This window comes from Alkalibacterium pelagium, assembly GCF_900109325.1.
GTDB classification, from domain to species: Bacteria; Bacillota; Bacilli; order Lactobacillales; family Carnobacteriaceae_A; genus Alkalibacterium; species Alkalibacterium pelagium.
Window position 1 is genome coordinate 44,234 of sequence record NZ_FNZU01000005.1, and the last position, 24,198, is coordinate 68,431.

General features: G+C 40.5%; 18 protein-coding genes. 6 read left to right on the forward strand and 12 right to left on the reverse strand.

The features are described from left to right. Positions 1-2: 2 nt before the first annotated feature. From BMX79_RS05365 to BMX79_RS05375, 3 genes are all read right to left on the reverse strand, one after another. Positions 3-878, reverse strand: coding sequence for an ABC transporter permease (locus tag BMX79_RS05365; RefSeq protein ID WP_091480310.1), 876 nt, complete (start codon positions 876-878; stop codon positions 3-5). A 16-nt stretch (positions 879-894) separates the two neighbouring features. Next, positions 895-1,950 (reverse strand): tryptophan ABC transporter substrate-binding protein, encoded by a 1,056-nt coding sequence (gene trpX / locus BMX79_RS05370; protein WP_091480019.1) that lies wholly within the window; start codon positions 1,948-1,950, stop codon positions 895-897. Positions 1,951-2,494: 544 nt separating this feature from the next. Continuing rightward, positions 2,495-2,869 (reverse strand): hypothetical protein, encoded by a 375-nt coding sequence (locus BMX79_RS05375; protein WP_091480021.1) that lies wholly within the window; start codon positions 2,867-2,869, stop codon positions 2,495-2,497. A 210-nt stretch (positions 2,870-3,079) separates the two neighbouring features. Between BMX79_RS05375 and BMX79_RS05380 the strand changes: the two genes are divergently transcribed. Both BMX79_RS05380 and BMX79_RS05385 read left to right on the forward strand, forming a co-directional pair. After that, entirely contained in the window at positions 3,080-4,216 is a 1,137-nt protein-coding gene (locus BMX79_RS05380; protein ID WP_091480024.1) for an NAD(P)/FAD-dependent oxidoreductase, read from the forward strand. A 70-nt stretch (positions 4,217-4,286) separates the two neighbouring features. Further along, on the forward strand, positions 4,287-4,484 hold the full coding sequence (locus BMX79_RS05385; protein ID WP_091480026.1) for a hypothetical protein: 198 nt from the start codon (positions 4,287-4,289) through the stop codon (positions 4,482-4,484). 69 nt (positions 4,485-4,553) lie between these two features. Here BMX79_RS05385 and BMX79_RS05390 read toward each other — a convergent pair whose 3' ends face one another. Continuing rightward, positions 4,554-5,246 carry a phosphatase PAP2 family protein gene (locus BMX79_RS05390; RefSeq protein WP_091480029.1) on the reverse strand — a complete coding sequence of 231 codons (693 nt, stop codon included), beginning with the start codon at positions 5,244-5,246 and terminating at the stop codon, positions 4,554-4,556. A 230-nt stretch (positions 5,247-5,476) separates the two neighbouring features. Between BMX79_RS05390 and guaC the strand changes: the two genes are divergently transcribed. After that, on the forward strand, positions 5,477-6,508 hold the full coding sequence (gene guaC, locus BMX79_RS05395) for a GMP reductase (RefSeq protein ID WP_091480032.1): 1,032 nt from the start codon (positions 5,477-5,479) through the stop codon (positions 6,506-6,508). A 79-nt stretch (positions 6,509-6,587) separates the two neighbouring features. On the opposite strand, the gene BMX79_RS12510 is transcribed toward guaC, so the two are convergent. The 3 genes from BMX79_RS12510 to BMX79_RS05405 all read right to left on the reverse strand — a co-directional run bounded on the left by BMX79_RS12510 (position 6,588) and on the right by BMX79_RS05405 (position 8,070). Continuing rightward, complete coding sequence (locus BMX79_RS12510) at positions 6,588-6,752, reverse strand: hypothetical protein (RefSeq protein WP_170230971.1); 165 nt, start codon at positions 6,750-6,752, stop codon at positions 6,588-6,590. A 3-nt stretch (positions 6,753-6,755) separates the two neighbouring features. Then, the gene (locus BMX79_RS05400) at positions 6,756-7,328 is read right to left on the reverse strand and encodes a guanylate kinase (protein ID WP_091480034.1); all 573 of its coding nucleotides are present in this window, start codon (positions 7,326-7,328) and stop codon (positions 6,756-6,758) included. A gap of 79 nt (positions 7,329-7,407) precedes the next feature. After that, positions 7,408-8,070: an undecaprenyl diphosphate synthase family protein gene (locus BMX79_RS05405; protein ID WP_091480037.1), complete on the reverse strand. Its 663-nt coding sequence runs from the start codon at positions 8,068-8,070 to the stop codon at positions 7,408-7,410. A 347-nt stretch (positions 8,071-8,417) separates the two neighbouring features. Between BMX79_RS05405 and adhP the strand changes: the two genes are divergently transcribed. Then, positions 8,418-9,443 carry an alcohol dehydrogenase AdhP gene (gene adhP, locus BMX79_RS05410; protein ID WP_091480040.1) on the forward strand — a complete coding sequence of 342 codons (1,026 nt, stop codon included), beginning with the start codon at positions 8,418-8,420 and terminating at the stop codon, positions 9,441-9,443. Positions 9,444-9,664: 221 nt separating this feature from the next. Here adhP and dsdA read toward each other — a convergent pair whose 3' ends face one another. Both dsdA and recQ read right to left on the reverse strand, forming a co-directional pair. After that, positions 9,665-11,011: a D-serine ammonia-lyase gene (gene dsdA, locus BMX79_RS05415; protein ID WP_091480042.1), complete on the reverse strand. Its 1,347-nt coding sequence runs from the start codon at positions 11,009-11,011 to the stop codon at positions 9,665-9,667. A 181-nt stretch (positions 11,012-11,192) separates the two neighbouring features. After that, positions 11,193-12,971 (reverse strand): DNA helicase RecQ, encoded by a 1,779-nt coding sequence (gene recQ / locus BMX79_RS05420; RefSeq protein WP_246117639.1) that lies wholly within the window; start codon positions 12,969-12,971, stop codon positions 11,193-11,195. A 222-nt stretch (positions 12,972-13,193) separates the two neighbouring features. Between recQ and BMX79_RS05425 the strand changes: the two genes are divergently transcribed. Beyond that, positions 13,194-13,952, forward strand: a complete 759-nt coding sequence (locus BMX79_RS05425; protein WP_091480047.1) for a threonine/serine exporter family protein — start codon at positions 13,194-13,196, stop codon at positions 13,950-13,952. A gap of 18 nt (positions 13,953-13,970) precedes the next feature. Next, positions 13,971-14,438: a threonine/serine exporter family protein gene (locus BMX79_RS05430; protein ID WP_091480050.1), complete on the forward strand. Its 468-nt coding sequence runs from the start codon at positions 13,971-13,973 to the stop codon at positions 14,436-14,438. A 134-nt stretch (positions 14,439-14,572) separates the two neighbouring features. Here the strand turns inward: BMX79_RS05430 and BMX79_RS05435 are convergent, their stop codons facing one another. From BMX79_RS05435 to BMX79_RS05445, 3 genes are all read right to left on the reverse strand, one after another. Beyond that, positions 14,573-16,267, reverse strand: a complete 1,695-nt coding sequence (locus BMX79_RS05435; protein ID WP_091480052.1) for a M23 family metallopeptidase — start codon at positions 16,265-16,267, stop codon at positions 14,573-14,575. A 369-nt stretch (positions 16,268-16,636) separates the two neighbouring features. After that, the gene (locus tag BMX79_RS05440) at positions 16,637-21,382 is read right to left on the reverse strand and encodes a DEAD/DEAH box helicase family protein (RefSeq protein WP_091480055.1); all 4,746 of its coding nucleotides are present in this window, start codon (positions 21,380-21,382) and stop codon (positions 16,637-16,639) included. After that, complete coding sequence (locus BMX79_RS05445) at positions 21,383-24,181, reverse strand: hypothetical protein (protein ID WP_091480057.1); 2,799 nt, start codon at positions 24,179-24,181, stop codon at positions 21,383-21,385. It lies immediately after the preceding gene. Positions 24,182-24,198 lie beyond the last annotated feature (17 nt).

Sequence of the window (24,198 nt, forward strand, 5' to 3'; positions counted from 1 at the left end):
CCTTATCCCTCTTTCCGGATCAATGTGTCCAGTTTAAGCGCCCGTCTGATTTGCGGGATCATCAGGCAGACCGCCAGTATGGATGCGCTGAATAACCTGATGTAAGTCGTATCGAAGCCGAGTCTGATTACACCGAGAAGAAGTAGCTGATACAGGATGCTTCCGATAACGATGGAAATCAGTCGTTCGCCCAGAGTCACATCTTTGAAGGCGACTTCCCCAATAATCAGTGAAGCCAGCCCGATGACGATGACACCCGTTCCTCCGTTGACGTCCGCATAGCCGTTATTCTGAGCAATCAGAGAGCCGGCCAGTGCGATGATCCCGTTAGAAAAGACGAGCCCGATAATTTTCATGCGGTCGGTCTGAATGCCGAACGATCGGGCCATCGCTTCGTTATCCCCTGTGGCAATATAGGCCTGACCTAAACTGGTGTAGAAGAAAAACAGCAGCAAGCCGATGACGAGACTGACAACTGCCAGCCCGACCACAACTGCGTCGAAATAATTAGGTAAAAAAGCCAGGCTGTCAAAGATTCTTGGATGATTTAAAAGACTCAGGTTCGGACGCTGCATCACGTAGAGCATCACGGAATGCAGCGCCGTCATGACTAGAATACCGGCTAGAATGACTGGGACTTTTCCTTTAGTGTATAAAAGACCCGTCACCAGGCCTGCACTCATACCGGCCAGAACTGCCAGCCCCATAACCAGTACGGGATGTATTTCATTGACAATAGCTGTAACAGCGACAGCGGCTCCCAATGGAAATGAGCCTTCTGCCGTCAGATCCGGAAAATTCAGAATCCGGTAAGTTGTGAAAATGCCGATGCCAAGCACTGCCCAAAGCAGCCCCTGTGCGATTGCTGATATGACCATAAGCTGATTCCCTTTCTTATTCCCTAGTTTCGATGATAACCGCATCCTCCAGAATAGATTCTGGAATGGTGACGTTCAGACGTTCCGCTTTCTCCTGATTGATTAGAATATCTCCTTCACTCAGGACAAAAACAGGGAACGCACTCGGGTCCCGCCCGTCCAGTACTTCTGCAGCCATCCGTCCTGATTCGACCCCCATCTGTGTCTGGTTGATTCCAACTGTAACCAGTCCCCCCTGGGCAATCATCAGATCGACCGTCGGAATCAGAGGCATGTCGTAACGGTCCGCTTCGCTGACCACGGTGTCGAACGCACTCGCTATTGTATTGTCAGTCGGCAGGTAAATTACATCGACTTCCTGAGACATGGATGCAACCATCTGCTGAATATCATTCGTACTTGATACCGTATAAGTGACCGGTTCAAGCCCCATTGATTCAATCACTTCTGTCGCCCGTTCTGCTTCAGCCCTGGAATTGTCCTCACCTGAACTGTATAATAGCCCGATCGTTGAGGCTTCCGGAAGTACGGCACTCATCAGCTCCAGCTGGGCTTCGACCGGGGCTTGATTCTTCACACCTGTGACATTTGTTCCCGGCTCGTCTTCTGACTCCACCAGACCGGCACCGACGGGATCGGATACGGCACCCATGATGATCGGAATCTCACTGGTTGCATTGGCAAACGCCTGGCTGGCCGGTGTACCGATACCGATCAGCAGATCTGCCCCGTCTTCCACGAGAGACTGAGCCATCGTGTTCATCAGGTTCTGATCGCCTTGAGCATTCTGAAAGTCGATTTCTGCGTTCTCCCCTTCGACATAGCCATGTTCAGCCAGCCCTTCTATTGCCCCCGCCGTAATTTCGTCCAGCGACGGATGACTGGTGGTCTGTAGGATACCGATTTTCACAGTTTCCTGTTCGTCGCTCTCATCAACTACTTGTTCGCTTCCATTACGATTTCCGCTGTCTATAGCTGTGTCGTCATCTGCACTAGTCAGCGAGGCAACAAAGACTCCGATAAGTAAAACTAAAATAGCGCCTAAAGTGATGATCATACCTTTTCTTTTCATGATTGATTTGTCCTCTCTTAATTAAATTCATTGGTTTTTCGGTCAATTTCTTGTTGCGCCAGTCCCAGTCAGATTCCATCTGCATCCACTCCTTTAATTAAGACTCATTTTGACAGAAGATTTTTATTCACCCATACCTAGTGGTACAAAAAAAGGCAATCTCCACGAATTGAATCGAATCGTGGAAATTGCCTTAAAATAAACAAAAACCACATAGATAATTTATCATCTATGCGGTGTAAAAAAATCCTCGTCAAAGTGAGCCGGCATAGATACAAAATTTAGATTTGTTCTAAACGTTGTATCTATGAAAGAAAGTCTTCATCTATACAACAATCTGCGCCAGCTGTTCCAAGCCATATTCAGTTGTCTGGATTGAGCAGATCGTGTAAGCATGTTGACCTTCCTTTCGTCTGTTTTTTAATGTGATTCTCATACTACACCTATGAAATGGATCCGTCAACATCTTTTTTGAGAAAATTCAAACTGATCTCAAATTTTCTTAAATTACTGGTGGCCAGGAAGCGATGGTCCTTTATGTAAATCAGTCTCTTTCTTTTTCCTGCTGTCCTGCATGTTTCAACTGAGTCGGTAAAGACAACTGCTTCAAAAGCTGTCTGTCCAATAGACGTATGACAACAACTGAGACTGCAATTAAAGCGAAACTAATCAGTCGGTTATTGACTCCTAGACTGATTAATGTGATCACAGTAAGTACTAACTGAATCAGGTCCCCTCTTATAACCGACTGAATGACCATTTCATCCTGTTTCCTATTCTCTTTAAGTAGTCGGCGCGTATTCCATCCTCGGCCTGATGTTACAAATACGGACCAGGTCTCACCTTTGTATGCTTTAATAATGCCAATGATCGTCCACATCAGCAGGCTGAGTATGGCCAATCCTAATAATCTGTCCACTGCTTATCCTCCTGTTATTATCTCTACTGTTACTTATGTATTTTATAATCACTAATAAAACTCATTTAATAAATCAATGTAAACAGTATATCCTGAACATTTTCTACTTACAAGTTATTTTCGGGCAGCCCTTATTTTTTCTCCTCCCTGTTTTCTTTTTGAACAGACATGTTAAACTTGGAAAGAGAGTAAAAGAAAGGTTTGACACATATGAATAAACGCGTTGCTATAATTGGAGCAGGAGTCGTCGGTGCTTCTGCCGCTTATGAATTGAGCAAAGATCCTTCTATTGATCTGACGATATATGACGAAGGGACAGGACAAGGAACATCAGCTGCTGCAGGAATAATAAGTCCGTGGCTTTCCAGACGTCGAAACAAAAAGTGGTATGTCATGGTCAAGGAAGGCGCTGCTTTTTATCCCGATTTTCTATCTGAAGTCATGCAGGGCAAGGAGATTCCCTCTTCAGTTTACAGGAAAGTCGGCACCCTTTTATTTAAAAAGAAACCCGAATATCTGACTGAGATGCTTGAAATAGGAGAAAAAAGGCGGCTGGATGCACCGGAAATAGGTGAGCTCGCTATTTTAACAGCCGATGAAATCAGAGAAAAAATTCCGGTCTATAAAGGGGAGAATTCAGCACTTTGGGCTTCTGGAGGGGCACGCGTTGACGGCGGCCGATTAGTTGAGCTGCTTTTATCACGAGCGGTTGAAAATGGAGCTGCTGTGATCAGGAAAAAAGCTCGATTCAAGCGAGCAGATCAAGGCTATTCAGTCCTGACAGACCACTCTGAAGACTCTTTTGAATCTGTCATTCTGTCCGCTGCAGCCTGGCTCCCGGACTTGCTCGATCCTGAAGGCTATGACGTTGATATAAGACCACAAAAAGGTCAGCTTGCGGAAGTCCAGCTGTCAGATCATCAAACTGAAAACTGGCCGGTCATCATGCCTGAAGGCGAAGCGGATATTATTCCTTTTGAAGACGGGAAAGTAGTAATAGGAGCGACACATGAGAATGACAAAGGATTCAATCTGACCATCGATGAAGAACTAGTCAGCACGCTGATTGATGATGCCGCTGCTTTCTTTTCGACAGAACTGCATCAGGCATCCATTACATCCTACCGGGTTGGAACTAGAGCCTATACCTCTGACTTTGCTCCATTTTTCGGAGAAGTTCCTGATCTTCCAAACGTGTATGCAGCCAGCGGTCTCGGGTCGACAGGTTTGACAGCAGGTCCATTAGTCGGAAAATGTCTGGCGGATCTTGTTAGAAAGATCTCGCCCCTGCTTCCGGTTGAAGATTATCCAATCGCTGACTATGTCAAAAAAAAAGAGCTGACTTAATTGTCTGACTCCGGTAAGTAAGGTATACTTTTAAAATAAGAGTGAGACAGGTAGACAAGGAGAGAGAATCATGAAATCAGATAAAGTAGGCAAACTCATCGGATGGGCCGCCATGGCGATAGCCCTGATCGGATTTTTCGTCTGGAATATCCCTCTAGGGTTAGCCGCAATCATTTTAGGAACTGTCGGTCTTGCCAGCAATGAAAAAGGGTTGAACTGGACGGCCATTGCTTTCGGAGCGATTGCGATGATTATTGGTATTATATAAACTAAATGCCCTGTAGATAAAAGAATCCCCCTTGCCACAGACCTATTTCCTGTTGCAAGGGGGATTTATTTATCGTTCGCCTTTCTTGTACCCTTTGTTCCGAAGTGAGGCACTGTAGAGTCCGATACTAAGTGAGAGAATCGCCAGCCCAAGTGAGTAGCCGCCAATGATATCTGACGGATAATGCACGCCCAGATATACTCGACTGATGCCAATCAGCCCAATGAGCGGGATAAGTGTCACCGAAGCAGCGAGAACAGGTTTCCAGCTTTTACTGGCTCGAATGATCAGAAACAGCAAAGCACCATAGGTAATAATCGATCCCATGGCATGTCCGCTGGGAAAAGAATAACCACCCTGAACGATCAGGTGCTCAACATGAGTCGGTCGCGGCCGTCTGAAGAAAATCTTTACCAGCTGGTTCACACCTCCGGCTCCTACACTGACTGTAAGAAAATACCAGACCGCCAGTCGCGTGTTTTTTCTGAAACGCCAGATGTAGAGAGAAAAAAGGATCGTAAACAGTCCCACGAACCAGCCATCACCCAGACGTGTGACAAAGATAAATCCCCATGTCAAAAGAGCTCGTCTCTCTTCATGAAACTCATTCCCTATCACTTCATCCAGTAGACCGATGAATCCCCAGTCATAAAAACTCATCCAGACTAAAAAGAGAAATGGAATGGTGAGCACGGTGGCCAGGATAAACAGATTTTTGGGCTTGCCGAACTTACTAACAATATAATCTTTTGCTTCTTCCATTATTCTATCCTTTCGCAAACTATTTATGTTTTCAATTTATCAGTTTACCGTGTATTCGTCTGACTTTCAAACGTTACATTCCTGTTCGAAAATCAGACATATCTAATTGCAAAGTGGCTTTGACATGATGCGTGTCTTCCGGTAAAGTAGTTTAGGGAAACTCAATTCTAAAAAACATGTTTTTCTCCCTACTATCTGTCTTTTCAGACTGCAAAAAAGAGGAGTACACCATGAAAGTATTTGATTATGAAGATATACAACTTATTCCGGCGAAATCGATCGTCAGAAGTCGTTCAGAATGTGACACATCCATTACATTAGGCAAGCATACCTTTGCCATGCCTGTAGTTCCTGCAAATATGCAGACAGTGGTGGACGAAGAGCTGTCCATCTGGCTCGCAGAAAATAATTATTTCTATGTCATGCACCGTTTCGAAGAAGAAACACGTATCAACTTTATCCGTACAATGCATGACCGCGGACTGTATGCTTCTATCAGTCTAGGCGTCAAAACAGATGAATATGATTTTGTAAAAGAATTAGCTGAAAAAGATCTTGCTCCTGACTACATTACGATCGATGTGGCCCACGGTCACTCTGATCTGGTCATCGATATGATCCGTCACGTGAAGCATCATCTTCCAGAAACTTTTCTGATTGCCGGTAATGTCGGTACTCCTGAAGCCGTGCGTGAACTTGAAAACGCCGGTGCAGATGCAACTAAAGTCGGTATTGGTCCGGGTAAAGTCTGCACAACTAAACTTAAAACTGGTTTCGGAACCGGTGGATGGCAGCTTGCTGCTCTTTCTCATTGTTCAAAAGCAGCCCGCAAACCACTAATTGCCGATGGCGGCATCCGTACTCATGGAGACATTGCAAAATCCATTCGTTTCGGTGCAACTATGGTCATGATCGGTTCCCTGTTCGCAGGACACGATCAGTCTCCAGGTAAAATGGTGACGATCGATGGAAGACCATATAAAGAATACTTTGGCAGTGCCTCTTCTCATCAGAAAGGCGAACGTAAAAATGTCGAAGGGAAAAAGATGCTGACCGAATACAAAGGGGATATCGCTGATACCCTACTTGAAATGAAACAGGATTTGCAGTCTTCCATCTCCTACGCTGGTGGCAATGACATTGAATCGCTTCGTAAAGTCGATTATGTTATCGTTAAGAATTCCATCATGAATGGAGAAAATTATAACGCAAGCGGAATCGATGTACCGGACAGCTTCGCATCGAGCAATTTCACTTCCTGAACAGAATGACAGACTAAACTGAATAGACTGAGACCCACAAGTTGATTGAGAGACAGTCAATTTGTGGGTCTTTACAATTCTACTTTTTAATTTCAATAATTATAATCACCAGGATATAAAGAAAAACGAGAAATAAAGCGAGAAACAGTGTCCAGAACGGTAGATCGAACAACAGACTCAATATCAGATAAATCAGCAAGGTAAAAAGAGGATACCAGACAATCGTTTTAGGATCTATTTCCATAAGCTATTCCTCATTTTCAGCCATAGACTGGTCTGTTTTCTTTCCAATCAGGCTCAGGATTTTATCAACAGTATCCTCTACAGATTTATTTTCAATAATCAGATCTGCTTCTTCAACTGGTTTCAGCTCATCAGTCTGTCTGCTGAAAGACAGTCGTTCAGAGATTTTCTGCTCACTGTCTCCACGACCTGCCATTCTCTTTTTCATCTCTTCAGTTGATACATAGATGAAGATTACGATAGTTTCTTTTGGAAAAGTTTCTTTCATAGCCTTCGCTCCATTTTTATCCAATGAAACATGGACAACTGGCTTTTTTTCTAACGCTTCAGTCACTTCCTTCTTTGTCAGGCCGTAAAGTTTCTGATTATAGACAGTCTGTTCAATAAAATCATCCGAGTCCAGTTCTTCAACTTTTCTGAAATAGTAATCGACGCCATCTATTTCTCCTTCACGTGGTTGGCGGGTCGTCGTCGTCACCAGTTTAGGTATTCCTTTCTTTGTCAAAAGTTCTCCCACTGTCGTTTTTCCGCTTCCACTTGGTCCAACCAGGACGATGATCCGATTATCGTTCGTCATTGTATGCTCAGTCTCCTCTTTATGAAAAGAGAATAAACAGAAGTCGTCTGCTTACTCTCTTCACTGGTTATATCTATAGTTATCCACCTAATGTTACATCAGTTTCCTGATACCATTCCAGTGCTTCATGCAGATGCTCATCTTTATAGTTCGGCCAATATTCATCGATCACATAAATATCGGAATAAATAGACTGAATCGGCAGAAAACCGCTCAAGCGCCTTCTTCCGCCCCATCTCAAGACCATGTCCATTCGGGAAATATCTTTGGATGCTATATGGTCGATGACGTTATTATCACTAGAAGCTTCTCCATTTTTCAATCCGTAATTCAGATCCCAGTTCCAGCCATAATTGACGAGGAAATTGACTTTCATTCTGCCTTCACCAAATTTGGTTCGTTTCATTGCATAAGGAAGCAGTTCTTTAGGAAATACTTTAGAATCCGTATTTCCTATGACCAGCAAGTCTGCATCACGTTTTTTCAGTTCATTTACTGAATCAACACATGCTTTCTGAAATGCTTTTGTCTGAAGCGACGGACGCTTGACATTATCCATAGTAAAGCCATAGTAAGTCATTTCTTCTACCCCGAGTTCAAGGCAGGCTTCATATAACTTAAGTCCCGGTCCAATCCCATGATCATACCCATCATGTTTTTTTAATCCTTTATGGACGGCCCATCTCCTGTTGCCGTCTGGAATCACGCCAATGTGTTTTGGTAAACGTTTATAGTTTTTCATTAATCTAAAAGTCTCCCTCTAATTGTTTTGCAAACATTCCAGAATCAGTGGATAAAATGCTTACTACTATCATACCGTTTTTTAGATGGATTCATCAACTAAGAGAACAGTTTTAATTGAAAAAAGTTCTGCATAAGCGCGCCAGTAAAAATTTCCTCTTCAGTAAACATATGGATTTGTTTTTGTAAAATAAATTGAGTACAAAATTCACCATGATCACTAATGATCAAATTTAAAACCTTAAAATACAGCATTTTATATTCATAATATTTATAGTTTGTGATTGACTGAACAATGTATTTTATTTATAATTACAGTAAGAATTTAACAAGAAAGGAAGAAAAATCATGAAAGCAGCAGTTGTAACGAGCGACAAGACAGTTGAAGTGAAAGACAAGGATATCAGAGCGATTCGTTCAGGAGAAGCACTCGTTGATGTGGAGTTTTGTGGTGTATGTCACACCGATCTTCACGTTAAAAATGCAGACTTTGGTGACAAGACAGGCGTTACCCTCGGCCATGAAGGAATTGGTGTTGTCAGAGAAGTAGCGGATGATGTCACTAGTTTAAAAGTCGGTGACCGCGTCAGTATTGCCTGGTTCTTCGAAGGCTGCGGCCACTGTGAATACTGTGTCAATGGACGTGAAACGTTATGTCGTGAAGTAAAGAATGCCGGTTATTCTGTTGATGGCGCAATGGCCGAACAGTGTATTGTGACCGCTGACTATGCAGTAAAAGTTCCAGATGGGCTGGATCCTGCTGCTGCAAGTAGTGTGACATGTGCCGGTGTGACATGTGCCGGTGTGACGACCTATAAGGCGATTAAAGAGGCTAAAATCAAGCCGGGCCAATGGATTGCGATTTACGGCCTGGGAGGTCTGGGGAACCTTGCTCTGCAGTATGCCAAAAATGTCTTCAATGCTAAAGTCGTAGCAATCGATGTCAACGATACACAGCTTGATTTTGCTAGAGAAGTGGGTGCAGACCTGATCCTAAACCCGACAAAGGAAAATGCTGAACAAGTTATGCAGGAGAAAATAGGTGGAGCCCATGCGGCAGTAGTAACAGCTGTAGCAAAATCAGCTTTCAACTCAGCCATTGACTGTGTCCGTGCAGGTGGTGTGGTTGTGGCAGTCGGACTCCCACCGGAAGCCATGGACTTGAGCATCCCTCGTCTTGTACTGGATGGGATAGAAGTCGTCGGCTCCCTGGTCGGTACCCGTGAAGACCTCCGGGAAGCATTTGACTTTGCAGCAGAAGGACTGGTCGTCCCTAAAGTTGAGAAACGCCCGATCGAAGACATCAATGATATTTTCGATGAAATGATAGAAGGTAAATTTAAAGGCCGAATGGTCATTGATATGAATATGTAACTATAAACTTATGCAAAAGGGCTGTTCTGATCAAACATTCAGAACAGCCTTACTTTTTTCACAGCATTATCGCTGTCCATGGGTATTAAGAACCTATCAGATTATCAGTTGCCTGTTATGTATAGAAAAGACCCTCACAGCTATAGTGACCTTTAAAAGTTAGAACCGAAAAATCTAACTTTTTGGGGCTGCACACAGCTGAGGGTCTTTACTTTATTCATTTAATTGATGGAATACGCTTTGCTTTCTTCAAGAAAAGCAGCTCGGTCTTTTTCAGGGACCATTGACCCGCCTGTTGCCCAGGCAATATGAGTAGCCTGATCCATTTTATCAGACAGACCTGATGATTCGATGTAGCCCTTGCCATTATCAGTCTTCATCAGACGATAAGGCCCGACAAGCCCAGCGACTGCAGCTGGCTCAAGGAAAATCGATTCAGTGTCATACAGGCTGGAAAGCAGCCCGTTGAACACACCTTCTTGCACAGAGTACCCGCCGCTGAAGAACGTTCTCATCAGTTTAGCAACTAAACCTGATGTACGTGGAACAGCCAGACCATCGGCGATAGTCAGTCCGCCCAGCTGGAAGTCAAAGACGGATACATCATCATATTTTTCAGTCAGCAGCCCGACAAGCATGCTCGGCATTTTGGTCGGTTCTGCGAAGAAGCAATGCACATGTTCTCCGAAAGCTTGCTTCAGACCAAACGTAATCCCACCTGGAGACCCGCCGATCCCACAAGGAAGATAGACGAACAACGGGTGGTCAGCATCAACAGTGATGCCTTCTCGCTCAAGCTGTTTCTTCATTCGGTAGCCGCCTACTGTGTAACCTAAGAAAAGCTCCACTGAATGCTCGTCATCTACAAAATAGCTGTTAGGATTCGCATCAGATTCAGCGCGACCATTTTCTACAGCTTTGGAGAAATCTGTGTCGTGCTCGATAACTTCGACACCTTTGTCTCTTAAATAATCTTTTTTCCACTGCTTGGCTTCTACGGACATATGAACCGTTACGTTAAATCCCAGTTTGCGCGCCATCGTGCCTACGCTGATTCCCAGATTTCCTGTCGTTCCTACAGCAATATGGTAGGAAGAGAAAAATTCATTAAATGCTTCACTTGCAAATACAGCATAATCTTCTTCGGTACTTTCGAGCATTCCTTTTTGAAGCGCAAGATTTTCTGCATGCTTAAGCACTTCATAAATCGCACCTCGTGCCTTGATCGTTCCTGATATAGGCAGCAGATCATCACGTTTCAGTAACAATTTGCCGTCCAGAGTCGTTGCAAGTGTGTCATTCAAGTAGTTCTTCATGTCTGAAATTTCTGACACCGGTGATTCTATTATCCCATCAGTGGCTTCAGTTTCCGGGAAAGCTACACGGATGAAAGCTGCAAATCTCTGCAGACGTGCCTCCGCATCCTCAATATCGGCCATTGAGTACTTAGTCTGTTTCGTTGCTTCTTCAACAGGGAGATACATTGAATTGTTCCAAAAGATTTCTTCACTGTTTCTGATGTCAGTCAATAAAGGATTGGATGTAATAAGCTGTTCGATGTCTGTCATATTTGTTTCTACTTCCTTTCATAAAAGACTTCTCTGATTCATTCAAACTCGTTTATTGTAGCATATTCAACCTGATGAAAAAACCTTAAGGACGGCCTTCTCATCATAAGATAAGGAAGCTTTTACCATTCTGTAAACAAATCGTCACGCTTACGATTTGTTCTAATTTCAGTTCTCAGTTTCAGGATTTGTTCGCCAAGTAGTCCGTGATGAGTTCCAGAAAGTCCTCCCCGTATTTTTCCAGCTTCGCCTCTCCCACTCCATGAACCGAAAGGAAATCTGCCGGTGTCTGCGGAAATACAGCAGCCATACTCATCAATGCCTTATCTGTAAACACAACAAACGGGGGTTTCCCGATTTCCGCAGCAATGTCTTTACGTAACGCTCTAAGCTGCTCGAACAGTGTTTCATCATATTCTTCTACAGTAGCATGCTTGGTATTCGTTCGCTCAGCCTTCTGGTGTCTGGTCATTAAAAGCTTGCTGCGGGCATGTAGCAGATCCACAGACTTCTCCGTGAATTTCAGGATCGGATACTGGTCCCCTCCCACGTGAAGAAACTGCTCGCTCACCATAAGCGCAATGATGTCCTTTATTTCCTGATCAGCAGACTCTTTCATAATGCCGTAAGTCGAAAGGTCATCGAACCCCTGCGCTCTGATTCTCGCATTATCTTTCCCTCTCAAAACATCCGTCACGAGTCCCATCCCATACTGCTGATTCATTCTGTAGATACATGAAAGAATCTTCTGGCAAGCCTTGGTCACATCGACAAGTTCCGTTTCTCCGTTACAGTTCGAGCAGTTGTCACATGTCTCAAACTGCGGCGTTTCATCAAAGTAGTCCAGAATAATTTTGCGGAGACACTGGCCTGTTTTACAATAAGAAATGATCGTGTTCAGATTCTTCTTGGCATGCGGGTGATTCCCCTGTTCGATCAATAAATTATTCGTAATGATGTCCTGACTGGAATAGAACAGGATCGCTTCAGCAGGTGCCCCGTCTCGTCCGGCACGACCGGCTTCCTGATAATAACTTTCCATATCAAGCGGCATATTGTAGTGGATAACGCGACGTACATTACTTTTGTCTATACCCATTCCAAAGGCATTTGTCGCAACAATGATCGGGGCTTTATCATACAAGAAGTCTTCCTGATACTTGGTCCGCTCTTCCGGAGTCAGTCCGGCATGGTAATACCCGACCCCGTACCCCTTTTTCTTCAGGAATGCATGGACCCGTTCGACATTCTTTCTGGTGTTGCAGTAAATTACACTGGATTCTTTATCTTTAAGCAGGTCAAGCAGCTTCTGCTGTTTCTTCTTGGGATGCACAATGGAAAACGTCAAGTTTGGTCGGTCGAAACTGGCTGTAAAGGCATAAGGGTCGTCAAGTTCCAGTTTTTCCGCAATATCTTCTCTGACTTTCTGAGTTGCCGTTGCAGTAAACGCAGCAAAAGGCGGATACGTCGAACAGTATGCCCGGACTTTGGGAATCGCCTGATAACTTGGACGGAAATCATGTCCCCACTGTGAAATACAATGTGCTTCATCTACAGCGATCAGATTGATGTTCATCTGACTCAGACGGCTCAGAAAATAATCGTTTTCCAGTCGTTCAGGAGACACGTAAAGCAGATCGATCTCGTTTCTGATTGCCTGTCTGATGGTCTCATTCTGCTGATCAAGAGAGAGCTGGCTGGTCAGAAATCCTGCCCGGATGCCCATTGACAGCAGCCCATCCACCTGGTCTTTCATCAGAGAAATAAGTGGAGAGATAACGAGCGTCAAGCCGTCCATTTCGACAGCAGGAATCTGGTAGCATAGTGATTTCCCTCCACCAGTCGGCATGATTCCCATGACATCCCGACCGCTCATGATCGCTTCAATGATTCCCTGCTGACCGGGGCGGAAAGAGGTATAGCCATAGTATTGCTTGAGTGTTTGATTAATTGTGTTCACTGTATCGCTCCTAAACATTCAGTTGTGTCACTGTGCATAAACAGACTGATTTATTCTAACATAATAACAGCAGGCCTCAAAGGTCTCATCAAGTGTTCTACGTATATATTATCTTTTCATGCTAAAACTCATTATTTTAATCTCCTATCATCAACTTCTATTCGCAAAATTCAAGAAAACTCGTTATACTTAGCGTATTGAACACATTCAGGAGGAGTAGAAATGCAGAAGTATCCCGTAGCTGATATCCTTGATGTTTGCGTCGAAGCCGGGCGAGTTATGCTCGAAAATGGAGCTGAAACGTACAGAGTAGAAGATACCCTTTACCGTATCGCGAAAAGTTACAACCTTGTTTACATTAATGTCTTTGTTGTTCCTACAGCGCTTATACTGACCGTACAGGGTGAAGACGGTCAGGACCATACTGAACTATTGAGAATGACTGATCGGCAGACGAATCTTGAGAAGGTCTCCATGGTAAATGATCTGTCCAGACAACTGGCTCAGCGTGCACTGGCTCCAGACAAAGTTAAACTTAAATTGACCAATATAAAAAATACGCCACGAAATTTTTCAACCTGGCAGCGCAACCTGGCTATTGCATTTGCCTGTGGCAGCTTTCCACTTCTGTTCGGCGGAACCTATGACGATATGCTTCCCGCCTTTATCGCAGGCGGACTGGGGCATATCCTGTTCGAAGTGGTCAACGACTGGACGAATGTCAGTTTCTTTGCTGAAATGGTGGCATCATTTTTCATTGGGCTGCTGGCTCTGCTCTTTACGACCTCAGGTTTTGGAGATGATGTCAATATCATTATCATCGGCAGTGTCATGTCTCTTGTTCCAGGTATGGCTATCACAAACAGCTTCAGAGATCTGATGGCCGGTCATCTCCTCGCTGGAGTGGCTGTACTTGCCAAAGCCTTTTTGACCGCCGGAGCTATAGGCATAGGGATCGCAATGGTCTTGACATTTTTATAACAGATAAGGAGTTTTCAGATGAATTTGAATCATTTAGCCTACTTTATAGCTGCACTTGTCGCCACATTTGGTTTTGGTGTGCTCTACAATGTTCCAACACGAACCTTATTTGCTTCCAGTTTTGCAGGAGCGGTCGGCTGGATCGTCTATTATATCCTGTCTTTCCAGCTAGAACTCGACTTATTTGTAGGTGTCGGCGTAGCAGCTTTTTTAGTGGCCTATTTCAGCCAATGGTATGCTAGACATTTTAAAATGCCAGTAATCGTCTTTGCTATCCCCGGAATTATCCCTCTTGTTCCAGGAGGTTCTGCCTACAATATGATGCGAGCATTTATCGAGGGCAGCTCAGAAATGGCGCTCATGTACGCCACAGAAACCTTTCTGATTTCAGGTGCGATTGCTTTAGGCCTTTCAGTGAACAGTGGTTTGTTTCAGGTCTTTTCTAATCGGGCATTTGAAAAACGCGACAAACGGTACCTCCCTTAACACCCACTTTTACTCAAGTCAGCATATATCATTTTCATAAATACAACTAAAAACCGGGAGCATCTCACTTGTTACTTGAGAGGCTCCCGGTTTTTTAGTTTAATGTCTTTTTTTTATTCGTCTAATGTCAGTGATTAATACCCACTGACGTAGTTCAGTGGATTGACAGGTTCGCCATTTTTATGAATTTCAAAGTGAAGGTGGACACCTGTTGAATCTCCAGTCGTCCCCATCGTACCGATTCTCTGTCCTTGAGACACTGACTGACCTCTTGATACCAGCAAGTTCGGCTGCATGTGAGCGTATCGACTTGCGTATCCGCCACCGTGGTCGATGTCGATATAGTAGCCTAATGATCTGTTGTATCCCGCTGTTCTGACTGTTCCAGAACGTGTCGCAGTGATTGCTCCACTACCGGCAATGTCGATTCCGCTGTGTAATCTGCGTGTTTTGAAAATCGGGTGGATTCTGTAACCAAATGGTGAAGTCAGACGTCCGCTTGCCGGTCTGCTCCAGCTTACGCTTGATGGCGTACTGCTTGAGCTTGAACTTGGACTAGAACTCGATCCACCACTTTGAGATGAAGAGGCTGCAGCTGCAGCAGCTGCTGCTTCCTGTTCTCTTCTTTGAGCGGCAGCTCTTGCTTCCGCTTCAGCCTGACGACGCGCTTCTTCTTCACGCTGTTGAGCCGCTGCACGCTGTCGCGCTTCTTCTTCACGTTGCTGAGCCACTGCACGCTGTCGCGCTTCTTCTTCACGCTGCTGAGCCGCTGCTTGTTGACGGGCTTCTTCTTCACGCTGTTGAGCCGCTGCTTGTTGACCGGCTTCTTCTTCACGCTGTTGAGCCGCTGCCTGCTCGCGAGACTCTGCTTCACGGCGTTCTGCCGCTGCCTGCTGACGCGCTTCTTCTTCGGCACGTGCTTGTTCTTCACGCTCTGCTTCCAGTCTTGCCGCTTCAGCGATTGCCTGACGTTCAGCTTCTTCTTCTGCTCTGCGACGCTCTTCTTCTTCACGTCTGCGCTGCTCTTCAAGACGACGTTCTTCTTCAATTCGTTCTTCTTCAGACTGAATTTTAGAGGATAACGTCATTGCCTGCTGTGCCAGAACATACTGTTCACTGATAAATGATTCTTTCTCTTTTTCATTCATTTCATACAATTCAGCGACGTGCATGATTTCATCATCTAGTGCCACTTGCTGTGAACTCAACTGTTCACGAGTCGCTTCCATTTCGTTAAGCGTATTCTGTACTTCTACTCGCTCAGCTTGTACCTGCTCTTCAGATTCTTTTACCAGCTGCTGGTCACGAATCTGGTCTTCAATAATAGAACGGTTAGCAGATACTAGCTGACTGACAATACCCATACGACTGATCAGATCTGACAAATCTTCTGCTGACAGAATGATATGTATGATTCTCGTCGGGTTCCACTGGGTTTGTGTGGAACGAGCTTGCTGCATTAATTTCTCGTTACGCTGTTCAATCAGCACATTCAAGTGATCGATCTGTTCATTTAAACGGTCGATTTCCTTATTTGTAGCATCCAGACGATCATTCTGGTCGATCAGATCTTCAGTCAGTTCCGAAATACTGATTTGTAGGGCCTGAATACTCGCTTCAAGTTCTTCTCTTTCTCGAGCCAGCTCTTCCATTTCCTGTTCAGTGTTTTCAATGACACCGTCTAATTCACCTGAACGATTTTCAACTTCTTCTTTTTCCTGTTTTAATTCATCAAGCAGGTTTTCAGCCTGGACCGGAGAGCCGGCAATAGGGAATGAACCAGCGAGCATGACAGAGGCTAATAAGCCAAGTGTAAATTTCTTCTTCAAAATAATTCCTCCAAAATTCAGAATAGTCTCGTTTAATATGCTAAAATTATCATAATCAATAAGTTCATGTTTAATCGCTTTTATTTTTTAAGCTAAACTTATAATAGCATCAAACTGAATTTTGTTAAGCTTTATGTTGATTACAGTTATATTACACTTGTGTTTGGTCAAAATTCTGACAAATTATACAGACTTAAAAATCTCAGGAAATCGCATATCATTTGACATCTTACTTGAGTAGAAAAAAATTGTTCTATAATTTCACATACACTTATAGGCTGAGAACACATTAAAATAACAGTTCTCAGCCTATAAGTATTTCTTTCTACCTATTTTGTAAAGTATTCGAACAATTTTCTATGACTACATTTATCTTTTAGTTAAAATATTCATTCTATTCTCGAAAAAGTCAATCGCATAATTTCTTTGCAGAATATCATGATGCTTTTGATTATAGTAATTACAAAGACAGCTATAACAAGCCGCTTCACCATTTGAATCTTCTCCACAATTACACTGTTTAACTACTTGGTATGAGCGATAAAGTAGATCATGAAATTCATCAACATCAGCTTCCCCTAAACGTCTCACATGACCTGCTCCACCTGGAACCACATCAAATAAAATAAAATTAGTAACCCAGTCCCCTTCACCCAATTTATTATAATGAACGGTTCCTGAGATATCATTACGCTCAATTCCTAGTTGCTTACTTACACCTTCAAGTAAAGCATATAAGATTGATAAAGCTTCTTTATAATCGATATATATTTCAAAGGAGATATTAGCTACGTCTGTTTTAAACGTATGACCCAAAGTTCTTCTATATAATCTTTCGTTTGAACATTCTCTTCCATATGGTGTATGGTGCATCTTATTATCAAATAAATCATAGAGCAACTGATCATTTTTTTCTGCGTATCCGCAAGTTTCACACACAAAGAAGTTTGACTTATTTATAACCACCAGTTCATCATTAGATGTTGACTTAACCTTAACGATTCTTTGATTATATTCTATCTCATTGACTTTATTGTTCGTGATTTCTTCTTTATCTCCTACATAGAAAATTTCACTTTTGTACGTTTTTTCAGGTTTACTTATGGTCGATTTTTTTATTTGAGGGCTTATTATAAATCCATATTCAGGAATCACAAAGGTGTTTTCTTTATTTACTTCTTCCCCACACACATCACAATCACCAAGCTTATGACTATACGATTCTTTAAAATGTCGTTTGATATTAACATGTCCACATCTAGTATTTTGACAAATGCCAAAATCGTATAAATCCCAGACTTTGTTTTTCCCAGATGGTCTTTTAATATACTGACTTCGGTATAGATTTCCGTCTGCTATAATCTCTGCACCAGGTGCATATTCCGAAATCGCCATCAACAAATCTCTTTGCAACCTTAGATCATTTGATTTGTTATTGTACTTAATTGATCTCTCATCGAGTGATGTTACCAGTTCGACAGTATCAACAGGGAAGCCATATTTGGGTAATATGTTTTTCTTAGACAGGAAGGACAGTATATTTTCTCCCTTAATCTTGCTTATATAATTATCAAGTCTATTATAGACATGTGTATTATTTTTATTTTCCTTAATCCTATCAATAGCTTCATTCTTCAATTTTTCTATATCTTCAAGTTCATTAATATATTCTGAGTATTCCCTATATAAAATCCCTTCTTCAGAACTCAAGGCAGCAATCCATTGTAGATAATTGCTGGATAAAATTGTTGGTAGAAAATGTTTAATGTATTTTTCGGTTGTCTTTGGTAAATTTTGGATAAAATAAATCAATCCTTCAAAGTTATTTTTTTCAAAGAATAACTCTACATTTTTATATCTATCCGGATATTTCCGCCAGTATGCCGAAATGATCGCAGCATTAAAGTGTCGCTTGACTATTTTCTCATTTTCAACCTTAAACTTCGGTGGATTTATTTTTCCTCTAATCATAGATTCTGGAGATTTATAATAAGTCAAATCATGAGAAGAGAGTCTAGAAAATGTAAGTGAATAGGCAACTGAATTTTTTCTCCTTCCTGCTCGTCCTGCTCTTTGGGCATAGTTTGAAGGAGATGGCGGCATATTTTTCATGAATACTGTTTCAAGTTCTCCAACGTCTACTCCCATTTCAAAAGTAGTTGAACAACTTAGAACATTAATCTCATTTTTGATAAACATTTCTTGATATTGTTTAGCTTTCATTGAACTGAGCTGCGCAGTATGTTCCTTTACCCTCAGCGGGAAGATATCTAGGTTTAAATATTGTTTCCTATAATGATTATTTTCAAATGTTTCTTCTAGATCACATTCCGTAAGTTTTCCATGGCATCTATACGTACTACAGACATTTGAAATGTTATGTGGTGTTAATTTCCCGCACTTATCGCACATGTACCAGTCCAAATCGTAGGAGAATGACGGTTTAACTACGAAATTACTGATATCCATAACATATTGATCTGGTTTTTTAGCTACGATATGCTTTTCTTGCTTCAACAATTTCCAGATATTAGTCAAATAATCATTTATTCTATCATGTTGGCTCTCTTCAAGTGTTTTTTCAAGATAGTCCATTCTTGAGTTAGATCTGCTAACAGACACCCATGACTTTCGTAAGGTATTCTTTCTATCTGGTTTATCCAGACTTAACGACATAGTAAACTCATTGCCGTTAAATGAATAATATTCTCTATCGCTTTCTAACATTTCTTTCGAATAAGAAAAATCGAAAATACACTCTCTCTTGAAACTATTCGTCAAAACCTTTATTAAAGATTGCGCATCTTCTCCAGCAAAGTAGCCTAATTTTTTGATTTCCTTGTTTAAATATTGAAACGAAAGAAGACCAAGATTTTCCAGACTATTTCGATCACTACTAGATATTTCATAAAGTACAGTTTTCCATGCTTCTTTCATAGAATCCTGCTCTTTTTCCAATATACCTGTCTGCTCAAATAAAGCTGCTAATTTATTCACTAAGGTATTTATTTTAATCCCATCTTCAGGCTTATATTTACTTAACTCTTTAAGAGCTTCCATCACTAGTCTTCTTCTCAAAATATTGTTGTAAGTGAAGTCAAAATAGCTGGCAAAATAGGCTGCTTCCTGACGACTATCGGAAAATACGAGTAACTGTTTATTTTGAGAATCCGAATACACTTCTTTACTTGATTCTGATCCAACAGCGTCAATTCCAAAAAAGTCACTATCAAGATCATTTATCTCGTTTACTATTTTTGATATTTTTGAAGGTATTTCTTCATAGATACTTGAACCAATTACACTTGCCGCTGCTTCTTGTCCTATATAAAAGCCACGTAATATAGAACCTCGGGTACTAGTCGTGTCGCATGCATAACATTTATGAAGTGCTTTCTTATCAGTCTTTACTTGCAAAACTTCAACTAAATTTTCATCGTGACAGTCACATCCCAGTCCGTTGACTAGCTGTTTTTTTTCAATCTTTCCACACTTTCCACATAACTCAAAAATTTGGTCTTCCATATCTTCAAATTCTTCTTCACTAAAATTATCCTGATTTAATAGCATATAATATTCATTAGTTATTTCAACTGATTTACTTTGCATTAAATAATCATCTGAAATAGTTGCAGGTATATGAATTTCACCACAGTGTTTACATACATTAATTTTAAAGCTTACAAACTCTTCGCCATCTATAAATGTTTTATCTCTCGGAACTATTGAAAGGTTATTATGTTTACCTAAAGTAATGTACGCTCCTTCTAGTGCACGCACAAACATGTGGTAACGTGCATCTAGTAATGAAATATTATCCTTTTCTGCCTGCCTAGCCAATGAGACAAATGCAACCACTTCAGACTCTGTAATTCCAATTCTTTCCGATATTTCTTTAATTGTTATGGGATTATTCATCAAAAGACTTCTCATCCTATAATACAATGCATCTGTGGTCATAAAATCATATAATAAGGCATTTAATTTCTCCATTGTACAAGTAAATTTTTGATTATAATTACGTATTACCTCCTTTAATTTTTCTAGGCTTGCTCCTTCATTTATCTGATTCAGTAACTCCTGATAAATACTGGAGGGATAATCTGATTTATTCTCTATTTTAAAATCGGAATAACGTATTGCCTTAATTATGCTATCCGACTTAAATTTGTAGCCTGCACACAAAGAAGATGCAAAATCACAAATATCGTCGTTGGCTTTTTCATCCCCCAGGGTTGCACTAGTAAGAATAAAGCGAATTTTATTGGTTGTACTTAATACGTTTACTAATCTTCGCATTAACATCGAAACTTCGATACCACTCGCACCGGTATAAGTATGTGCTTCATCTAAAACAATATACTTCCAGTTTGTTGACTTTTCTCCATTAAAAAAAACATTATCATCAGGTCTTAATAATAAATACTCCAGCATTGCATAATTTGTAATCAAAATATGAGGCGGTTTTTCTTTCATTTGACGTCGTGAAATCCGTTCGTTAGGTATGGGTTTCTTATTATCATTTAAAGACAAAAACTTATCGAACGCTTTTTTATCTTCATGTTCAGTCTCACCCGTATACGCACCAAATGAAATATCGGGATAATCTTTCAAAGTTTCTCTCATTCTTTTCATTTGGTCATTAGCCAATGCATTCATCGGATAGATAATTAAAGCTCTAACACCATCTGATAAAGTATTATTTTCTTTTTCTCTCATTAAGTGATTTATAATCGGTAGTAAAAAAGATTCTGTTTTCCCGGAACCTGTTCCTGTTGTTACCACTATATTATTGTCTTCATGCACTTTTCGAATGGCTAATTCTTGGTGTTTGTACAAACTTCTGGAAAGCAACCCTTGCATGTGCTCATCTTTATATAGGGTATTAAACTCGTTACTCAAAATGTCTTCATCAATCAATTCATTGATACTAGAACCAAACTTAAAGGAATCGGAGAAATCTAGATACGGTCCCTTTGAAAAATGCTCAGGAGAACTAATCTGATTTTTGAATTGCTTCATGTACTCTGAATCATTAATATAAAAGGTCGTTTCAATATAGCGTAAATATTTATCTACGATATTTTTTGACGCAACAATAGGATCTAATCCCATTTAATCCACCTCTCTCTTATCAATCGTTATAGTGTCAATCAGCTTAAAACGCTCCTCATTGTTTACTACCTTGGGATTCACATGCTTAGAATGAATGTCAAAGATCAGTCCATCCCTGTCCTTATCCTCAATCTCTAATTCATAAATATAATCGTTGGATTTTCTTAGTCTCATTATAAATGGGTTATAAGTTGAGAAATACCATTTTCTTAACTCCTGTGTATCCCAATCTGTGATGTAATAAAACCCATCCGCTTCATAATAACCCTCTATTTTTGAAGTACGTACATTTTGTAAATAAAAATTGTCCAGAAGAAATTCTCCATCATACGTATTGCACTTTTTAACCTTTAATACCTTTTTCTGTGTATCAATTACAAAAGGATCTCCAACCAATAAGTTTTCTTCATGTAGCACCTTTTCATCATCGGACAATCCGAAGAAATCATCTTCTTCAATGAGTATTATCCTGACCCTATATTTCCCCATATCTAAGTTAACGTTCGGGTCAAACAAATTAAAGCTATGTTTAATATCATACTCTTGTATAATACTCTCTTTTATATCTAGCACTTGAGCTTTTAGATTTCCTTCACCCACGAAAGCACCTTGTATAAATAACCCCTTATTGAATCTACCCGTATCATAATAGTCAACCTTTACATTTTTTAAAGTTGGTTGATAATGGGTGGTTACTAAGGGTATCTGCTTATCTTTCAATCTTACACCTATTGTGACGGGAGATTTATGCTCTACTGAAAAATAATCTCTTAAATCAAACTGATTTTGATTTACCGTTTGCTTACCCTCGAGAGTAATCATTTTATTTGAAGAGACCAAATAAATTTTTGAAACATCTTCTGTGTATGTTACTTTTAGCTGTGGTTCTTTTACAGATTTAAACCATATATCTGAAACATTCTGACTAGAATTATATTCACCTAAATGCCAAGAAAACTTTGGTATCTTTATCTTTAATCTAATTGCTGTTTTTTCTATTTTCACTGCCACATGATCATACTTTTTTAAGTTGACTTTTAACGGTAAAGTTTCACGACAACTCAAAGCATCCCCCACATTTAAATTTGTCAACTTTGCTTGCTTATCTTTATAATAAAAGTGCTTATCAAAAGAATAATTCAGCTGAGGTATGATACATAAATTCCGGCTAATTACAGGATGCATATTTCCCTTCTCTCTGATTGCTAGGGAGTAGTTCATCAAATCTTGAAGCAGTGAGTTATTTATTAAAATTTGGGCCACCTGAGATCCACTGCCATCAGTCATAGTATAAATGGAAAATTTGCTTTCTTGTGAAAGATGATAATTATTTCCGTTGACCGATACAACATAGTCATCTATTGCTTTTTCTTCAGATATAACCAATTGCAATCTAGGAATTTCTGAATAAATAAAATAGCTTTCTTCATTATCACCTATTCCTTCTACTCTCTCATATAATGCCTTGTCACTAAACTCTGTTATTAGTCGCTTAGTGTTCGGTGTAATAACATATCCAGACAATTCGAGAATAGTATCATCTTTCAGAAATACAGTATGAATGGTACGATCTGGGTATTTTAGACTCGTTATATCCCCATTGATGACTTTTAATTCAGTTTTATTTGAGCATACTATTTTGTATCTTTGACTTTTTAATTGATTTGCTGCTACTTCCTCAGCGTCTGAGTTGAATATTAAATAGTCTCTAAAGAGTTTTTCTTTAGAATTGAAAATAGTTACATCGCCTGTCCATATCTCGTAACGAAGATTTTTATAGAAACTATTTAAAAGGACTATTTCTTCTTCAGTCTTAAAGAGCAGGCGACTTTTAGTTAGTTTCAGTTCCCTATTTTCAACTAGCTTATCGTCATTGTAAACATTCAAATAAATTTTATCTTTAATATAGTCACTATCTATAATTTGTTTTGGGACGATTAAATGCAATAAATCTTTTTGGAACTTAAAATGAGCTGTGGTGAACTTTTTAATGCCTTTTTTGGCTATAGTCGACTTATCAGTTGATACTCTTTTTAATTCTGATATGTTATTTACATAATATTTAAAGTAGTTATCAAATCGAGTGTTAAAGCTATATGAAATATCACGTGAGTAATTTAACTCATTCATATAAAATAAATAATTTTCAATAATGGGCGCGACAATCCCTGCGGACTTTACGAATGCTATACGAAAGGCTTTAGGTAACTGCTGGCGGGCAATTGTCATTTTTGACCCTTGAATATTTAATTGAATGTCATCTTCTTCCAGAAATTTTGAAAACAATCGATGCATATACTCTACTAATTGCTCTACTTCGCTACTTTCATAATCTTCTTCTAGATCCTTAAAATATATGTCTTCTAAGAATTCCAAAAACTTATCAATGCTAGTTTTTGGTATGATTGCATGAGTTAAAATAGACGTAACATAACCTTTATTCTTTCGTCCTACATGAAAATAAAGGTTGTTTAACTTACAAAAGTTCTCAAACGCCGGTTTACATATTTTTTGAACTTGCATTTCATTAGCATCAATCTTACGAGCAAATTCATCCCAAAATTGGTTTCCTTGAAAATCTTTAATGGCAAAGAATACTAAAGCAACTGAGATAATCATATTTTTTTCTCGCATATAGACTAACTTTTCTTTTTTTATTAAAGCGCTTGCATATTTTAGCACAGTTTCATACTGCTTATCTGGTAACTTTATAAGTCCAAGTAAGAATTCCTTACCTTCTTTTTCTATACATTCTTGTATCCTTGGTTCAAGAAAGTCTAATTCTTTAGGGAATGCCACTGTTAACACCTCACTTA

What these genes read in the sequence shown, in the direction of transcription:
- BMX79_RS05365 (WP_091480310.1), bottom strand. Translation starts at nt 878, where the DNA reads ATGGTCATATCAGCAATCGCACAGGGGCTGCTTTGGGCAGTGCTTGGC.
- trpX (WP_091480019.1), bottom strand. Translation starts at nt 1,950, where the DNA reads ATGAAAAGAAAAGGTATGATCATCACTTTAGGCGCTATTTTAGTTTTA.
- BMX79_RS05380 (WP_091480024.1), top strand. Translation starts at nt 3,080, where the DNA reads ATGAATAAACGCGTTGCTATAATTGGAGCAGGAGTCGTCGGTGCTTCT.
- BMX79_RS05385 (WP_091480026.1), top strand. Translation starts at nt 4,287, where the DNA reads ATGAAATCAGATAAAGTAGGCAAACTCATCGGATGGGCCGCCATGGCG.
- BMX79_RS05390 (WP_091480029.1), bottom strand. Translation starts at nt 5,246, where the DNA reads ATGGAAGAAGCAAAAGATTATATTGTTAGTAAGTTCGGCAAGCCCAAA.
- guaC (WP_091480032.1), top strand. Translation starts at nt 5,477, where the DNA reads ATGAAAGTATTTGATTATGAAGATATACAACTTATTCCGGCGAAATCG.
- BMX79_RS12510 (WP_170230971.1), bottom strand. Translation starts at nt 6,752, where the DNA reads ATGGAAATAGATCCTAAAACGATTGTCTGGTATCCTCTTTTTACCTTG.
- BMX79_RS05400 (WP_091480034.1), bottom strand. Translation starts at nt 7,328, where the DNA reads ATGACGAACGATAATCGGATCATCGTCCTGGTTGGACCAAGTGGAAGC.
- BMX79_RS05405 (WP_091480037.1), bottom strand. Translation starts at nt 8,070, where the DNA reads ATGAAAAACTATAAACGTTTACCAAAACACATTGGCGTGATTCCAGAC.
- adhP (WP_091480040.1), top strand. Translation starts at nt 8,418, where the DNA reads ATGAAAGCAGCAGTTGTAACGAGCGACAAGACAGTTGAAGTGAAAGAC.
- dsdA (WP_091480042.1), bottom strand. Translation starts at nt 11,011, where the DNA reads ATGACAGACATCGAACAGCTTATTACATCCAATCCTTTATTGACTGAC.
- BMX79_RS05425 (WP_091480047.1), top strand. Translation starts at nt 13,194, where the DNA reads ATGCAGAAGTATCCCGTAGCTGATATCCTTGATGTTTGCGTCGAAGCC.
- BMX79_RS05430 (WP_091480050.1), top strand. Translation starts at nt 13,971, where the DNA reads ATGAATTTGAATCATTTAGCCTACTTTATAGCTGCACTTGTCGCCACA.
- BMX79_RS05440 (WP_091480055.1), bottom strand. Translation starts at nt 21,382, where the DNA reads ATGGGATTAGATCCTATTGTTGCGTCAAAAAATATCGTAGATAAATAT.